The organism is Candidatus Epulonipiscium sp., assembly GCA_012519205.1.
Taxonomy (GTDB): Bacteria; Bacillota; Clostridia; order Lachnospirales; family Defluviitaleaceae; genus JAAYQR01.
The window spans coordinates 25,027-42,428 of record JAAYQR010000012.1; the positions used below are offsets into that span (position 1 = coordinate 25,027).

The 17,402-nt window shown below is 36.6% G+C and carries 12 protein-coding genes; 4 read left to right on the forward strand and 8 right to left on the reverse strand.

Translation table 11 applies throughout. The features are described 5' to 3' along the window. The 3 genes from GX308_04000 to GX308_04010 all read left to right on the forward strand — a co-directional run bounded on the left by GX308_04000 (position 1) and on the right by GX308_04010 (position 3,843). Positions 1-1,095, forward strand: a complete 1,095-nt coding sequence (locus tag GX308_04000) for an endospore germination permease (protein NLK21239.1) — start codon at positions 1-3, stop codon at positions 1,093-1,095. Beyond that, a complete protein-coding gene (locus GX308_04005) occupies positions 1,092-2,318 on the forward strand; it encodes a Ger(x)C family spore germination protein (protein NLK21240.1) in 1,227 nt (408 codons plus the stop codon). Before GX308_04000 ends, GX308_04005 begins: the two co-directional genes overlap by 4 nt. Before the next feature lie 76 nt (positions 2,319-2,394). After that, complete coding sequence (locus tag GX308_04010) at positions 2,395-3,843, forward strand: chemotaxis protein (protein ID NLK21241.1); 1,449 nt, start codon at positions 2,395-2,397, stop codon at positions 3,841-3,843. Positions 3,844-3,925: 82 nt separating this feature from the next. On the opposite strand, the gene GX308_04015 is transcribed toward GX308_04010, so the two are convergent. Further along, positions 3,926-5,407: an alpha-N-arabinofuranosidase gene (locus GX308_04015; GenBank protein ID NLK21242.1), complete on the reverse strand. Its 1,482-nt coding sequence runs from the start codon at positions 5,405-5,407 to the stop codon at positions 3,926-3,928. Positions 5,408-5,420: 13 nt separating this feature from the next. Further along, complete coding sequence (locus GX308_04020; GenBank protein NLK21243.1) at positions 5,421-6,404, reverse strand: class I mannose-6-phosphate isomerase; 984 nt, start codon at positions 6,402-6,404, stop codon at positions 5,421-5,423. A gap of 239 nt (positions 6,405-6,643) precedes the next feature. Between GX308_04020 and yicI the strand changes: the two genes are divergently transcribed. Further along, entirely contained in the window at positions 6,644-8,995 is a 2,352-nt protein-coding gene (gene yicI, locus GX308_04025) for an alpha-xylosidase (GenBank protein ID NLK21244.1), read from the forward strand. 42 nt (positions 8,996-9,037) lie between these two features. On the opposite strand, the gene GX308_04030 is transcribed toward yicI, so the two are convergent. From GX308_04030 to GX308_04055, 6 genes are all read right to left on the reverse strand, one after another. Then, a complete protein-coding gene (locus GX308_04030) occupies positions 9,038-10,756 on the reverse strand; it encodes a dihydroxy-acid dehydratase (protein ID NLK21245.1) in 1,719 nt (572 codons plus the stop codon). Between the two features lie 37 nt (positions 10,757-10,793). Next, a complete protein-coding gene (locus GX308_04035; protein NLK21246.1) occupies positions 10,794-12,146 on the reverse strand; it encodes a beta-glucosidase in 1,353 nt (450 codons plus the stop codon). A gap of 65 nt (positions 12,147-12,211) precedes the next feature. Further along, positions 12,212-14,212: a glycoside hydrolase family 31 protein gene (locus tag GX308_04040; GenBank protein ID NLK21247.1), complete on the reverse strand. Its 2,001-nt coding sequence runs from the start codon at positions 14,210-14,212 to the stop codon at positions 12,212-12,214. Positions 14,213-14,242: 30 nt separating this feature from the next. After that, positions 14,243-15,085, reverse strand: coding sequence for a carbohydrate ABC transporter permease (locus tag GX308_04045; protein NLK21248.1), 843 nt, complete (start codon positions 15,083-15,085; stop codon positions 14,243-14,245). Between the two features lie 3 nt (positions 15,086-15,088). Next, on the reverse strand, positions 15,089-15,997 hold the full coding sequence (locus tag GX308_04050; protein ID NLK21249.1) for a sugar ABC transporter permease: 909 nt from the start codon (positions 15,995-15,997) through the stop codon (positions 15,089-15,091). Positions 15,998-16,118: 121 nt separating this feature from the next. Next, on the reverse strand, positions 16,119-17,396 hold the full coding sequence (locus GX308_04055) for an ABC transporter substrate-binding protein (GenBank protein NLK21250.1): 1,278 nt from the start codon (positions 17,394-17,396) through the stop codon (positions 16,119-16,121). Positions 17,397-17,402: the final 6 nt, after the last annotated feature.

Sequence of the window (17,402 nt, forward strand, 5' to 3'; positions counted from 1 at the left end):
ATGCTTAAAAAATACGATGATAAAATCGGAGCTAGGGAATTTTTTGCCCTTATGATATTTTGTATCGGTACAAAATATACCGATTCAACCCCCATCCTACTTATAAGTGAGGGACTTAATGCATCATGGATAATCCCCATTATTTCGGGATTAATCATTCTCCTTCCTGTTTTATGCCTTCTTTCCCTGCTGAGGCTTTATAAGAATAAGAATCTGTTAGATATTATCTATCATCTTATGGGTAAGTTTTTTGGGTTTATCATCATTTTCTTGTTGTTTTCCATTAGTTTTGAGTATCTAGCTGTATCCACAAGAGATTATGCAGATATCATTGGTACAATGTTCTATTTAAGGACTCCCATGACATTTATATTATTTATATTAATCGCTGGCAGTACCTACATTGCTAGCAAGGGCTTTTCTACTATAGCGAGCCTATGCTGGCTTGCATTCCCAGTACTACAAATAGTAGTAGTTGCCCTAGTCATTATGATTTGGAGCAAACTTGATTTAAATTATTTGTTTCCCTTGGGGGGACCTGGTGTTAAAACTATCTTAAAGCAGGGTGTTTATTTTACCACAATAATTGGTGAAGTGATTCTTCTTGCTATCTTCTTTCCTAAAGTAAGATCCCATAAACAATATAAACTTGGCTCTTTCCTAGGACTTTTATTTCCTATTTTAAACTTTTCACTATTTCTAATAATTTATACGTCTGCTTTTGGGTATCCCACGTTGGCTTCCCTTAATTATCCTTTCCATCAATTAACACGGTTAGTACAGATAGGCCGCTTTGCAAGAAATGTTGAAGCATTATTTCTAGGTTTTTGGGTCATAGCCTCCTCTGTACGACTTGCTATTTATCTTTATGTAGCTGCCGTACTCCTAGGTTATCTCCTAAGATTAAAAAATACCAAAGGCCTAGTCTTTTATATCTCAATCATGGTTTTTCTTATTAGCCTTATTCCATCAAATTATACTTCATATATCCTAACTATTAGGAAAATAGAAGTTCATACCTTTTGGATTTACTTCATATTTGTCCCTATTCTCCTATGGAGCATTGCTAAACTGAAGGGAGAGTATAGGTCATGAAAGTTTCAAAAGTCATTTTTTTATTGGTAATAGTTTTACACCTTACAGGTTGTTGGGATCAAATACAAATAGAAGAATATGGCTATGTTGCAGCTATTGGCATCGATGAAGGAATAGATGGCAAGCTTAGTGTAACATTCCAAATCACAAATCCCCAGATTGGTACTGCCACGAGGCTAGAAGTTAATGAGCCAGCCAGTGATACCATTACTTTTTTATCAGAGGATCTTGTATCCGCAAGGGATTTATCTAGTATCTCTATTGCCAGACGATTAACCTTTTCCCATACCAAGGCAATGGTAGTCAGCGAAGATTTTGCAAAAACAGATAAGTTTTTCCCGCTGCTTGAATCAACCCAAAGGGATAGAGGCATCAGACGGGAATTTAACCTGATAATTTGCAGAGAAAAAGCATCGGATTTTATCCGAAATAATAATCCCCCCTTTGATACGAGAAATGCTAAATATTATGAATTCATGACATCTAGGTGGAGAGATATAGGCTTTGTTCCTTTATCAAATCTTCATAGGTTTTCCCAGCGGGCTATAGATAATTCAAATTTATTTCTAGCAACTTATGCTACAACACAAAAGATAGATGTAAAAACAGCCTTTGATAGTGAAGGAGATTTTCTTGCAGGGCAGGTTGATAAAATTGATAAAAATCCCATGGAAATGATGGGCTCAGCTATTTTTAAGGGAGGAAAAATGGTAGGAACTCTAACAGGGGACGAGACTAGACTATCCCTTATGTTAAGACCTAAGGTGATAACAAATAATGTTCTTGCAACCTTCCCTGATCCCTTAAAAGAAGGAAGTAAAATATCTGCAAAGCTAATTAGAAAAAAGAACAAAATAGATATTAAAATAACTGATAATTATCCTATTATAGATGTGACTGTACCGGTAGTCATAAGTATAAGTTCTATCCCCAGCCAAATTGATTATGTGGAAAACAGGAAAAATCAAGAGATTCTCCGTAATTCTATAGAAAAACGCCTACAAAGTAAATCCATGGAGTTAGTTAAAAAAACCCAGAAAGAATTTGAAGGGGATCCCTTTTTATGGGGTCAGCTAGCAAGGAAAAAGTTTTGGCTTTATAAAGATTTCAAGGACTATAACTGGATGGAAAAATATAAAAACGCTAAAGTAACTGTACAATATCATGTTACAATCGAAGACTTCGGAAAACATAGAACGTCTCCTAAAATAGAAAAACCTTAGAATCTATTTAAAATTCTTATGTATAATGCTATAATTAACTTACATCAATAGAAACTTATATTAAGGGGGACTGAATATGAACGTAGATATTATGAAGGAACATATTAGAAAAGTAAATAAAACGATGGCATTTTTACTTATATCCCTATCGGTCATACTCTGTTTTTTTGCTTTTATCGGTGAAATGCCAATATTAATAGTTATTGCCCTAGTATACACTGGCATAGCTATTTTTGTAGGGTTATCATACCGAAAACGGAAATTTGAAATCTTATCTTCTTATGTGATTATAACTCTTATAAGTATTATAACTATTTTTGTTCTTCCGGATAAGGAGTTTATGTTTGCCATCATTATGCCAGTAGCTATCGCTGCTATGTATTTAAATAAGCGTTTATTTACCTTATGCAGTTTGTTTTTGAACATTGGGATAATCCTTAAAGAATTCATTCAACATAATTTGGATATCACTTTTCTTTCATCTCTTATTTTAATTGATTTGATTATTATAGTACTTTTTTTCTTATCAAAATGGGGATTGGATATTATAAATCTTGCTATCGCTGAAAATGAAAAAAATGTCCACCTATTTAAGAACTCTGAATCTGAAGTTGAGATTATTAAAACAAATCTATATGCCTTAAATAGAGATCTCGGTAACTGCAATTTTAACCTTGAGGCAGTAAAAGTAAATAGTGATGGGGTATCAAACAGCGTTCAGGAAATTGCAAGGGGTGTTATTGAGCAAACAGAAAGTGTTACAAATATTAGTGAGATGATGAATGATGCTGATAAGAAGGTCGATGAAGTCAGTGTTCTTTCCAAACAGCTATCGGATATTTCTTCTAATACTAGGGCTATCGTTTTGGAAGGCTCTGAAAAAATCAATATTATGGACAAGCAAATGAATATAATAAATCAGACTGTAACTAAGTCTTTTTCAACTGTTCAGGAGTTAAATGCTAGTATGGATGAGGTTAATAACTTTCTTTCTAGCATAACTCAAATATCAGATCAAACCAATCTTCTATCCCTTAATGCTGCCATAGAGGCTGCCAGGGCTGGTGAATCTGGCAAGGGCTTTGCTGTTGTTGCCGATGAGATTAGAAAACTAGCTGAGCAAAGTAGCACTACCGCTGATCAAATTGGTCAAATAATAACCCATATAATGTCTAAGACTAGGGATGTTCTCATCGAAGTCCAAGATGGAAATGCAGCAACCAAAGAGGGAGAACTTATTGTCAAAGAAGTTGGCGAAAACTTTGATAAAATAAATTTATCTTTTAAAGATATAGATACTTTTATTTCTGATGAATTAACTAAAATTGAAAATATGTCTTCCCTATTTTCACAAATCCGTTTGGAAACAGAAAGTATTGCAAGCATTTCTGAAGAACATTCTGCTGCCACTGAAGAACTAACAGCGACAACTCAAGAACACAATGCAAATATAGAAACCATTTATAATCTCATGTTAGAAATACAAGCCTCCAGTGATAATCTTCAGTCTATCATCAAACAATAAACCTTTAAATAAAACCACATCCTGATAGGATGTGGTTTTATCCTGTTACTATTTAAATTCATTGTCTATTTTAGATTCCTAATTATCGCCCTAAGGCTAGAAGGATAACCGACATTGGAGGGGCATCCAAGGTAAGAAGCTGATTTTCAATTTTTGCTCCATTAAAGTCTTTAGGAGTTACCTTATTCGGTTCCTCAAAAGTATTATGGGAATCCATCTCCTTTGCTGTAATCACTGTTCCTTTTATTTCACCTATATTGATTCCCCTTAGTTCACACTGAATATTGATAATTTCCTTAGGATTAAGATTACATATGGATATGTGAATTTTATCCTCTTCATTTATAGAAGCAGATACACTAAGCCCTGGAACTTTTTCTTCTCCATATTTATACTCATTATTATTAATTTCCATAGAAAGGAGTTCCGCATCCTGATGAACCTTATACATATTAAATACATGATAAGTCGGGGTTAGTATCATTTTTCCCCCTTCTGTAAGTATCATAGCCTGTAGGACATTTACTGTCTGTGCAATATTAGCCATGTGTACCCTATCACAGTGATTATTAAAAATGTTTAAGTTAATGCCAGTAACTAAGGCATCCCGTATAGTATTTTGCTGATACAAAAATCCCGGATTTGTCCCCGACTCAACGTCGTACCAGGTTCCCCATTCATCCACTATTAAGCCTATTCTTTTTTCAGGATCATATCGATCCATTATCGAACTATGACGGGTAATAATTTCATCCATATATAGGGTTTTTTTCATTGCCTTGAACCACCTATCTTCTTTGAAGTCCGTGGCAGCTCCTTTTTCAGACCAGGAATCTCCTGCTATGGTATAATAATGAAGACTGATGCCATCCATAAAACCCGCGGCTTCTTTCATTAATACTTCCATCCAGTTATAATCATCCGCATTAGGACCCCCGGCAATTCGATAAATCTTATTGTTTCCATAATTTCTTACATAAGTATTATATCTGCGATATAAATCTGCATAACATTCCGGGCGCATATTCCCTCCACAGCCCCAGCTTTCATTCCCTACTCCAAAGTATTTAAGTTCCCAAGGTTTTTTTCTTCCATTTTCTTCCCTTAATGATGCCATGGGTGATTCTCCGTCAAAGGTCATGTATTCCACCCACTGCTGCATTTCGTAAATGGTTCCACTTCCTACATTTCCACAAATATAAGGTTTCGCTCCTAACATCTCGCATAATTCAAAAAATTCATGGGTTCCAAAGTGATTATTCTCTACTACTCCACCCCAATGGGTATTCACCATCCTAGGTCGATTTTCACGGGGTCCTATACCGTCCTTCCAATGGTATTCATCTGCAAAGCAGCCCCCTGGCCACCTAAGAACAGGTATCTTAACTTCTTTTAAGGCATTAACTACATCATTTCTAATACCTCTTGTATTAGGGATTTTAGAATCTTCTCCTACCCAAAATCCTTCATAAATGCATCGGCCTAAATGTTCTGCAAAATGTCCATAGATGTTTTTATTGATTTTTCCTTTTTTGATGTCTCCATTAAGGATAATTTTAACCATGTCATCTTCTCCTTTACATTATAGGTACATAACTTTTTATAATACTGCACTCCCCCATTATAATATAGTCTCCCATGGTGGCAGGGATAAAAAAGGAGTCTCCTGCTTTAAAAGAAACTGCTTCTTTTCTATATTTGATTTCCCCCTTCCCTTCCATAACCATAATTAAATCAAATCTTTCCCCATTTAAAACTTCCTTACTCTCTTTTTTTATTTTTATAATCTCTGTCGCAAAATATTTACAAGATACCAATAGATTTCTTGTATTTGCTTCTTCTTTGATTACCTTTCCTATTACTTTTTCTTTCCCTGTTATATTGGATAAGCAAGTTACATCTAGCGCCTTTTGTATATGTAGTTCCCTTGGCTTACCTGTGCTATCTACCCTATTCCAGTCATAAACCCTATATGTAGTATCAGAATTTTGCTGGATTTCCGCTATCAAGAGTCCTTCGCCTATAGCATGGAGGGTACCTGCCGGGATGAAAAATACATCCCCCTTATTGGCATCTACAAAGTTTAAGATTTCCTCAAGGGTACCATCCTTAATTCTTTTTTCAAATTCTTCCTTCGTAACCCCTGGCTTAAGTCCATATACTAATTGTGCCCCAGGAACTGAGTCTAGAACAATCCACATCTCCGTCTTTCCTAATTCCCCTTCATGTACCCTAGCATATTCATCTTTTGGATGGACCTGAACAGAAAGTTTATCAGAGGCATCTATTATCTTTACCAAAAGGGGGAATCTTTTCATAGCTGCGTGAACTATTTTATTCCCCAAGGCCTCTACCCCATAAATATCAATTACTTCTTTTAAGGATTTACCTTTTAATTTCCCATTAGCAACCATGCTTGTTCCATTTTCATGGCAAGCTACCTCCCAACTTTCCCCTGTAGAATCGGAGGGAATATCCTTGCCAAATACCTCCCTAAGTCTTTTACCTCCCCATATGGGTTCTTTATATATTGGATTAAGTTTTATGGGATATAACATCATATCTATCCTTCCATTGTAATTTTAATAAACATTATAACTAATCGTTAACTTAACTTTAGTATAATGCTTTATAATAAAAATTTCAATATGATTGGGCAATTATCTTCACAAACTATTATTAGGGCAAAAGATTTTAAATGTCTAAAAATCACATGATTTTCCTTCATAATACTCTATAGACATTTTAAATTTTACTTTATATAATGACCGTAATACTTATATTATAAAGGAGGATTTATATGAAGTTTACAGAAGGATATTGGTGTCTAAGGGAAGATACTATGCATCATTATGCAACAGAAGCCTATGATGTGGAAGCTACAGAAACTGGTATGAAGGTATATGCCCCATGTAAAGCAATAGGTCATAGGGGGGATACTTTAAATCTTCCAATGATTACTATTGAATTTTCTATTCCCATGGAAAATGTCATTTCTGTTCGTACTTACCACCATTTAGGTTATACAAAAAACGAACCCCAATTTGAAAAAAATACTAATCCTCAGCCTTTTGCAGTAACTATTAACGAAGAAGAAGCAATACTTAAATCCGGCAGGGTTGCCGTTAGGGTTAACCGCAAAATTTGGGGGTTCTATTTTGAAGGGGATGGTAAGGTTCTAACCGGAAGTGGCTTTAAAAATCTTGGGTTTATGGAAGTCGATAGAGATAATTCCTCAATGTATCCTGGGGATAATTACCTCATTGATAGAAAAAAACCATATATGATGAATGAATTAAAGCTAGGAGTTGGGGAATGCGTTTACGGGTTTGGTGAAAGATTTTCACATTTTGTAAAAAACGGACAGCAGCTAGACACTTGGAATGAAGATGGTGGTACATCTTCTCCTGTTGCATATAAGTCCATTCCTTTTTATATGACCAATAGAGGGTATGGAGTTTTTGTTAATCATAGTGATAATGTTTCTTTCGAAATCGGAAGTGAAAAAGTTGAATATGTCGGTTTTTCCGTTCCCGGAGAGGAGTTACGGTATGATATAATTTATGGTCCTACACCAAAAGAAGTATTATCCTCTTATACTAAGCTTACTGGACGTCCAGCTCTTCCCCCTGCATGGTCCTTTGGATTATGGCTTTCTACATCCTTTACCACAAACTATGATGAGGAAACGGCTACATCTTTTATTCAGGGAATGTTTGATAGAGATATTCCAACCCATGTATTTCACTTTGACTGTTTTTGGATGAAAGAATTTAACTGGTGTGATTTTACTTGGGATAAGAGAACATTCCCTGATCCAGTCGGTATGTTACAGCGTTATAAAGAAAAAGGATTAAAAATCTGCGTATGGATTAACCCATATATAGCACAACGCTCCCCACTTTTTGAGGAGGGTGCAAAGCACGGGTATTTATTAAAACGAAAAGATGGAAAAGGGGTAAGACAATTAGATTTATGGCAGGCTGGTATGGGACTCGTTGATTTTACAAATCCTGAGGCTTATAGATGGTTCCAATCTAAATTAAAGCCCCTTATCAATATGGGTGTTGATGCTTTTAAGACTGATTTTGGTGAAAGAATACCCACAGATGTAGAATGGCATGATGGTTCTGATTCTAATTCCATGCATAACTATTATACCTATCTTTATAATAAATGCGTTTATGAACTACTTTCTAGTGAAAAAGGAGAAGCCGTGTTATTTGCAAGAAGTGCTACTGTTGGGGGTCAAAAGTTTCCTGTTCACTGGGGGGGAGACTGTCTAGCTACCTATGAATCCATGGCAGAAACCCTTCGTGGGGGATTATCCCTTGCCAGCTGTGGTTTTGGTTTTTGGAGTCATGATATCTCAGGTTTTGAAAGTACTGCCACCCCCGATCTTTACAAAAGGTGGGCTGCCTTTGGACTTCTCTCAACCCATAGCCGTTTACACGGCTCTACCAGTTATCGCGTGCCATGGCTTTTTGACGATGAGGCAAGTAAGGTTGTAAGCCATTTTACGAAGCTAAAATGCCGACTTATGCCCTATATCTATCGTATGTCTGCTATAGCCCATATCGAAGGAATTCCCGTTATGCGTCCAATGCTAGTGGAATTTCCCAAGGACCCAGCTACTGACTACCTAGACAGACAATATATGCTCGGTGATAATCTCCTTGTAGCCCCTGTGTTTGATGAAAGCGGCATTGTTGATTACTATTTGCCAGAAGGGTCATGGACTCACCTATTAAGCGGTGAAATCCGCGGGGGCGGGCGTTGGTATAGGGACAGTTACGATTATTTCTCCCTACCCCTATATGTAAGGGATAATACCCTCCTTGCCATGGGTCAAAATGATACTAAGCCCGACTATGATTATTCTGAAGGGGTAGCCTTCCACCTATACAATTTATCTGAGGATGCAGAAGTAAAATGCGAAGTTCCTAATCTAAAAGGTGAAACTGATTTAACAGCTACAGCCAAACGAGAAAATAGAAAGTTAACTCTTACTCTCTCAAAAATAAATAAAGGGGTATCTTTTGTGCTTCACGGTATAAAATCTGTTCAGGCGGTTGATAATGCCGACCTTGAAGAAACGGATAATGGCCTTAAGATTATTCCTAAAGGCATGGTTATTCGTATCGAAGTATAAAAATAAAAGGCTGCTTGGCAGCCTTTTATTTTTATACATAAATCAGATTTCCATAGCTCCTCCCTCCATGGCAGAGGCAGCTGTTTTCTTATATAAACCTAAAACCCCTTTATCCTTTATAATCGGCTTTTTAAATAATTTTTTGCGTTCTTTAAGTTCCTTGCCTATCTCTTCTTTGGTCATCTTTACCCCATTAATTCCTACTATATTTATTCCCCTATTTTCAATATCTATTTCTATAAGGTCATTATCGTTAACAAAAGCTATGGGACCTCCTTCTGCAGCTTCCGGCGAGATATGCCCTATGACTGGGCCCCTACTGGCTCCTGAGAATCTTCCATCTGTAATAAGTGCTGTGGTAGAAGTTAATACTTCATCTGCCACTAAACTTTCTGTAGCATAAAACATTTCGGGCATTCCTGCACCCTTTGGCCCGGCATAACGGATTACTATTACTTCTCCCTCTTTAATATCCCTATCTATGATTGCATTTCTTGCATCTAATTCATTTTCAAAAACCCTGGCTTTTCCTGTGTGAAATCTCATATCTTTATGAAGAGCCGTATGTTTTATAACACAACCATCCGGAGCAATATTACCTTTTAAGACCGCTATTGCCCCATGCTTTGTTATTGGATCATTTAGGGGTCTTATTATCTCATCAGGTTCTAGGCCATAATTCATTAGGAAATTTTGCTGTGTTTTTATTTTATTTGATTCCTTATATTCTTCCAGACTTTCCCTAAGGGTTTTACCAGAAACTGTTAATACTTCCAAATCCAAATGTTTGAATAGCTTTATCATAAGGGCCGGAACACCTCCAGCATAATAAAAATGTTCCCCGGAATAATTTCCCGTAGGTCTTACATTGACAAGACAGGGTATATTTCTTTGTATCTTATCAAACATATCTACACTTAAATTTACCCCTGCCTCTTTTGCTATAACCGGCAGATGCAAAAGAGCATTCGTAGATCCGGAGATTGCCGAATGAATGACTAGGGCATTATGAAATGCAGAATCTGTAAGGATATCCGAGGACTTTATGTTTTTTTCTAGTAACTGAATAATTTGTTGTCCCGCAGCATCCGCTGCATTATAAAGGATATTGGTTCCATAAGGGATAACAGAACTTCCAAGAAGAGAAAGTCCTAAAGCCTCACTCATAACCTGCATAGTACAAGCAGTTCCCATAAACTGACAGGCTCCACAGCTAGCGCAGGCATTTTGCTTTAATAAATTAAACTCCTCCTTAGTTATTTCTCCCCTTTTATACTTTATATTATAGGTTCCAATTTGCTCTAAGGTAAGGTGATTTGGCCCCTCTTTCATTACTCCTCCTGGTACGAATATTGAGGGCATATCCAACCTTGCCATGGCTATAAGATGTGCAGGCACTGCCTTATCGCAAGAAGAAACGCATATAATCCCATCACATGGGGAGGCCTTTGCATGTATTTCAACCATATTTGCAATCATCTCTCTAGATAAAAGAGAATAATCCATTCCCTCGTGTCCCTGGGCTATCCCATCACATATATCCGTTGTGTAGAATTTAGAATGTTTAGCTCCCTTAGCTGCAACTCCTTTTTCTACAAATTGTATTATTTTATCAAGCCCTACACTACCTGGATGACTTTCCCCATATGTCGACTCTATTATTATGTGGGCCTTATCAGTATCTTCGACACTCCATCCCATACCCATTCTAAGGGCATCCACCTCTGGTGCTATATCTCTTACTTTTTGTGATTTATACATGGTAACCCTCCCTAAATTTATGGCTTGTAATTCATATCTATAGTATATTTCCATTACTTTTAATAATTTTCTTATAGTGATATCCGGATTCTTTTATGGTGCGTTTAAAAGTGGTAAAATCCACATGGACAAGCCCAAATCTTTTGGCGTATCCCCTAGCCCATTCATAATTATCTAGCATGGACCAGTGGAAATACCCTGCTAGTTTTTCCCTATATCCTTCATTTGCCAATACCAGTAACTCCTTTAAATATCTATTCATAAAATCAACTCTTTGCATATCATGGACTTTTCCATCTTGACAAACCCAATCATTATTTGCCAGACCATTTTCCGTTATATATACAGGTAAGTTATATCTATCAATCACCATCTTTGGCGCCCAATAAAGGCATTTTGGCTCTATTTTCCACTCTACGGAAGTTTCTTCTTTCCCTGTCAATGTTTCTTGTCTGACATATCCTAATCTTTCATCATACTTTACATAAAACCCTGTGTATAAGTTTAACCCTATAAAATCTAGGGATTGTTTTATTATAGGCATATCTTTTTTATAATCTGTAGGTAGAAGAGAAATAAATCTATCAGGGTATTTTCCAAGTATTACTGGGTCTAATAGATCCCCAAAGGATAAATTTGTAGTTGCTCCGTCATTTTTATTAAACATCGCCTTAATTGCGGCTTGAATGTCTTTTCCGTTGTTAGTTGCCGGCATAGGAGTTTCTCCGCAGGATACAATCCCTATAAATGGTTTTAGTTTTGCATGATCCCTTATAGTTTTGACTGCCAACCCATGGGCTATTAAATTATGATGCCAAGCTCTAATAACTTGCTTTCTTGGAAGGGTTAATCCCGGGGCATGGCGACCAATATCAAGACCATTACAGATATAACATTCCGGTTCATTTTGAGTAATCCAATACTGCACCCTATCTGAGAATTTGTCTACAATAACCTTAACATACTCTTCAAACCACTTTGGGCTATCTTCACTAAGCCATCCCCCCCTATAATATAATTCTAGGGGATAATCCCAATGAAAAAGAGTAACAAATGGTGTAATATTATTTTCTATAAGTGAATCTATAAGTTTATCATAATATGCAATTCCCAAGGGATTTATTTCTCCTACTCCTTTAGGAAAAATTCTGGTCCAAGATATAGAAAACCTATAGGACTTCACCCCTAGTCCCTTTAATATCATTATATCTTCTTCTAATCTATTATAGCTATCACAGGCATTATCCCCATTATCTCCAAAGCGAGTTTTCCCAGGGGTATGGCTAAATTCATCCCATATGCTAAGACCCCTGCCGTCCTGATATGCCCCTCCCTCTATTTGATAGGATGCGGTAGCTGTTCCCCAAACGAAATCTTCCTTAAAGCCCATATATATCCTCCTTCTAATAGTGAAATAGCAACAATCAAAGATACTCTTTGATTGTTGCCTGAAGTTTATAGAAAAATATTTGCGCCTTCTTTTATGAATACTGGAATAGTATCAAGGGGTGCTTCATAAGAAATAGTGCTTCCTCCCACATATACCTTTGATGTCTTTAAGTCAACCCAATTCGTTCCTGATGGTAGATAGACTTCTCTTTGTCTTTGTCCTTCATATAAAACAGGTGCTACTAATATATCGCTTCCAAATAAAAATTCTTCCTGTATATCCCAAGCCTTGTTATCTTTGGGAAAATCATAGAAAAGTGGCCTCATTGGAGGAGTACCGTTAATGCTGGCAGTTTCCATTTGCTTCAAAATATATGGTCTTAGTTTTTCCCTCATAAACATTGCTTCTTTAATGATTTCATATGCTTCCTCTCCAAATTCCCAAACTTCGTTAGGACCATTGGTATCATAATCAAACAACCCAGTATCAATTCCGTAGGAACCATGTTTTATCGGTAATCTATAGCCATGCAATCTAAATACCGGGCAAAAAAGTCCGTATTGAAACCAGCGAACAATTAATTCTCTAAATTTAGGATTCTTAGGATCTCCCCCATAGAATCCCCCTATATCCGTGGTCCACCATGGAATACCGCTAAGCCCTACATTTAATCCCGCCGCAAATTGCATTCTTAGGGATTCAAAGCTTGAGTGAATATCCCCTGACCAAAGCAGAGCCCCATATCTTTGGCTTCCTGCCCACGCACATCTAACAAGGTTAAGCGGAGCTTCTATTCCTTCTTTTTTCATACCATCATAAAAACCTTTCGAATACATCATTGGATAGATATTGCCTACTTCCATATTTGTACCTATGTGGTATCTATAAAGTTCAAAATCATATACCTTATACTCGGGTTCCGCTTCGTCTAGCCAAAATACCTTTATGCCATATTTAAAGTAATTTTCTTTTACCTTATTCCATAAATATTCCCTTGCTCCTGGGTTTGTAGCATCATAGTAAACGGTGGCTCCAAGACAGGTGTGCTGGGTACGAACTCCTTTATCTGTCCTAACAAGATATCCTTTTTGTTTCATTTCGGCATAATTTTCACTTCTAGGGTCAACCGTGGGCCATATAGAAACCATAAGTTCTATACCCATGGATCTTAATTCATCCACCATTGCCTGAGGATCTGGCCAATGCTTTTCATCAAACTTCCAATCTCCTTGCATAGGCCAGTGGAAAAAGTCTATAACAATTACCGATATGGGCAATTCTCTTTTTTTGTATTCCCTAGCAACATCAAGTAATTCTTCTTGATTTTTATATCTTAATTTGCATTGCCAAAAACCTGCTGCCCATTCAGGAAATTTTGTGGCCCTTCCTATTACACCCGTATATTGTTCAATTATCTGCGCTGGAGTATCCCCTGCAGTTATCCAGTAGTCCACAACTGCCGTTACCTCTGCAGTAAATCTAGTTAGGTTTTTTGCAAAAGTTGCCCTTCCATAAGCAGGATTGTTCCAAAAAAATCCATAACCTCTATTAGAAAGGAAGAAGGGAATACTTGCTTGGGAATTTCTTTGTGCCAGTTCTAGTTCACAGCCCATCATATCTAAATGCTCCATTTGGCGCTGACCCATACCAAATATTTTTTCGTCCTTATTCGGCTCGAAGGTCATGGTCGCCTTATACAATCCCCCTAAGATAGGCTTTAGTTCTCGACCAAAATATAATAGGGCTTTATGTTCGTTAAGGTCTTGTTTTGTCTGCCATCTTTCTTTTAAAAGGACTTCTCCTTTTTCATTTTCAAACCATATAATACCGAATTTATTTATTTTACCGGTAATATTTCCATTAGTAATACTGCAAATTTCCTCTCCTATATCGATATTTGCATTGGTTTTTGGTGGGGTTATAAAGGCCCAATCTTTTTGGGGCATTTCAGCCATTTTTGTAACCCTAACCCTTAGGCTGTTTTTTCCAAAGGGCTCTATCCAAATTATTTCATCATCGTATTGATGTACTAGCTTATTATCTTCAGACCACACTAATCCATTCATAATCAAAATCCCCTTTCATATTGATATCTTTTATCCTTTTACGGAACCACTGGTTAATCCGCTGATAATATATTTTTGTAAAAACACAAACATACAAACAACTGGAATAACAAGTAAAACCCCATATGCCATAACCATATTCCACTGGGTGCCGAACTCCGTTATAAGATTGTAAATCTTAGCGGTCATAGGCCTATATGCTTCTTTATTATTAAAGGTCATTGAATATACAAGGTCGTTCCAGCCATGTATAAATGAAAAAGAAGCAACCGTAATAAGGCCTGGTTTGGACATGGGTAAGACAATCTTCAAAAAAGCAGTGAACCGATTACATCCGTCTATCTTAGCTGCATCTTCAATTTCTGCAGGATAGGTTTTAAATATGGGCCTTAATATAATAACAATAAAAGGTATAGAAATTGTTGCGACCGAAAAAATAGGTGCAAAAAAAGTATTAATTAATTTAAACTTTGAAAACGTTAAAAACAAAGGAGTAAGAACTAAGGATGCTGGAAGCATCTGTGTAACTAAAAATGTTGTAATAATAGCTTTTTTACCAGGAATCTTGTATCTGGCAAGCCCATAGGCCGCTGGTATCCCTAATAGCATAGAAGTTGTCATTGCTGAAAACGCTATGATTGCTGAATTTAAATAAGCTCGAAAAGCATTGTTCTTACCAAATAGCTGTTCTGTATAGTTTGCCCATTCTAGTTCCCTTGGAAAAAAGGTCTGGGGTATTGCAAAGATTTCAGCATCAGTTTTTAGGGAACTAACTATAATCCAGTAAAGTGGAAATAAAAAGATAACCCCCAGTGCCAAAGCTATAATACTATATATGATTGCCCTATTACGTTCTTTGGACAGTATCTTCATAAATTACACATCCTCCTTCCCAATTAGTTTGAGGTAAACTAGAGCCACGGCAAAAAGACAAAGGAATAAGATATTAGCTACTGCGGCACCTTGTCCAAAATAATAGTATTTAAAGGAAAGCCTATAGGAAAATGTAGACAGTACTTCTGTTGAATTTACAGGACCTCCGGAAGTCATTACAAATACTAAATCAAAAACCTTAAAAGTATACACAAACCCCAGCATTAAGACAGATAAAATTGCAGGTTTTAAGAGGGGCAATGTAATATTTATAAACTTTCTAAATCCATTTGCTCCATCAACCGCAGCACTTTCATAAATCTCCTCTGGGATATTTGAAAGCCCTGTTGTTAAAAGAAGCATATTAAAAGGAATACCAATCCAAGAGTTAGCCATTATAACACCCCAAAGAGCTGTGCTTTCCTGAAGCAGCCAAGGAATCGGTTTATTAATTATTCCAATACCCATCATAATATCATTAATGATTCCGTTACTAGGACTTAACATGAATTTAAACATAAGTGCGGTTACTGTAATTGGCATCATGTAGCTTATCACCATAAACCCTCTAATTGGTTTTGCCAATCTAAACTTATTACTAAAAAATATTGCTAAAGCAAATCCTATAGTAAATTGAAATGCAAGACTTGCAAAAGTATAAATCAATGTATTTTTGAATGCAATTGTCATCACTTCATCTGATAATACCTTCTTGTAATTCCCAAATCCAATAAATTTTCTTATCCCATTACTTATATTCATGGCGTTTAAATCCTGGAAACTGATTATAAAGTTATAGATAATGGGATAGCCTATCAAAACTAGCATAAATATCAGAGCAGGTAATATATATATATATATATATCCAGCTATAATGTCTTTTTTACCTTCCGTAAGTTTAAAATTCTTCATTATAACCTCCATTCTCCCCTCTGGGTATAGTTTTTAGGTTAAAAATAGCCCCACCACCTTTGTCTACATCCATGTACTCCAGTGAGGGGCCTAAGTAATTATTAATCAGCTAATTTTTAAACTATTGTAGTGATGCGTTAATTTCATCTATTTTTACCTGTGCGTCTTTTAGAGCTTGTGCGGGAGCCTTAACTCCGGAAAGACTTTCTTGAACAGCGTTAATAACTACAGATGAAACTTCAGGCCATTTTGGATGTGGTCCCCTTGGCATTGCATATTGCATCTGGTCCGCAAACACTTTCATAATTTCATCATCACCCCATACTTCTTCAGGGGTTACATCAGATCTTGGAGAGAATCTACCAACAGTTTTACAGAAATCTATATTATTTTCCTTCGATAAGAACCATTTTAGGAATTCCCATGATTCGTCGATTACTTCACTGCTACTTGTAATTACTATATTCTCTCCCCCTAAGGTAGAAGCAAATCGTGCATCTTTCGGCAATTTCGTCACTGCCCAATTTTTATCCGGTGCATTCTTTTCTAAATTAGGTTTAATCCATGGTCCATTAACAATCATAGCTGCATTACCAGATACAAATTGTTTTTCTGCATCTCCTTGAGCCCAGTTTAATACTTCTTTACTTACATATCCTTTTTCAGTAAGATTCGATAAATAACTAAGGGCTTTTTCTGCCTCTGGTGAATCAAGATTTTCTACAGTTGCCCCAGTAGACAATAGAAACGGAAGCATTTGGAATGTTCCTTCTTCATTCTTGATGGAAGAAAATGCTAGTCCATAGGTGTTCCCACTGGTTAATTTTGCTGCAGCCTCTTCTAATTCTTCCCATGTTTCCGGTGGTTCTACCCCAGCTGCCTCTAGCATATCTACATCATAGTATAGTGCAAGGGCATTACTAGCATGTGGTAACCCATAGATTTTGTCGTTGTATTTTGCGGAGTTAAGAGGTCCTTCTAGGAATTTTCCATCTTCCCAAGCGTTTACCTTATCGGTAATATCTGCAAATAGCCCCATTGCAGAGAAGGAAGCATGGTCCGGATTGTCGACAAATGCCATATCAGGTAGTTCCCCTGAAACTAAGCCAATGGTAAACTGTTTTAGGAGCTCATCTCTTGGAACGAATTCGAAGTTAATTTTAACATCATCTTGCATTCCATTATACTCGTCAACATACTTTTGAATCGTTTCACCATTGATACTTGTAAAATAATGCCAAAAAGTAACTTCTTTTGGTTCATCTTTTTTTGATTCTTGTGCTGGGGTTTTCCCGCTATCCCCAGTAGAGGCAGGATCTTGAGTTTTGCTGCTAGAACATCCTGCAAGTACGGATACGCCAAGCATTGTTGCTAGAATAATCGCCACTATTTTTTTCATCTTTTC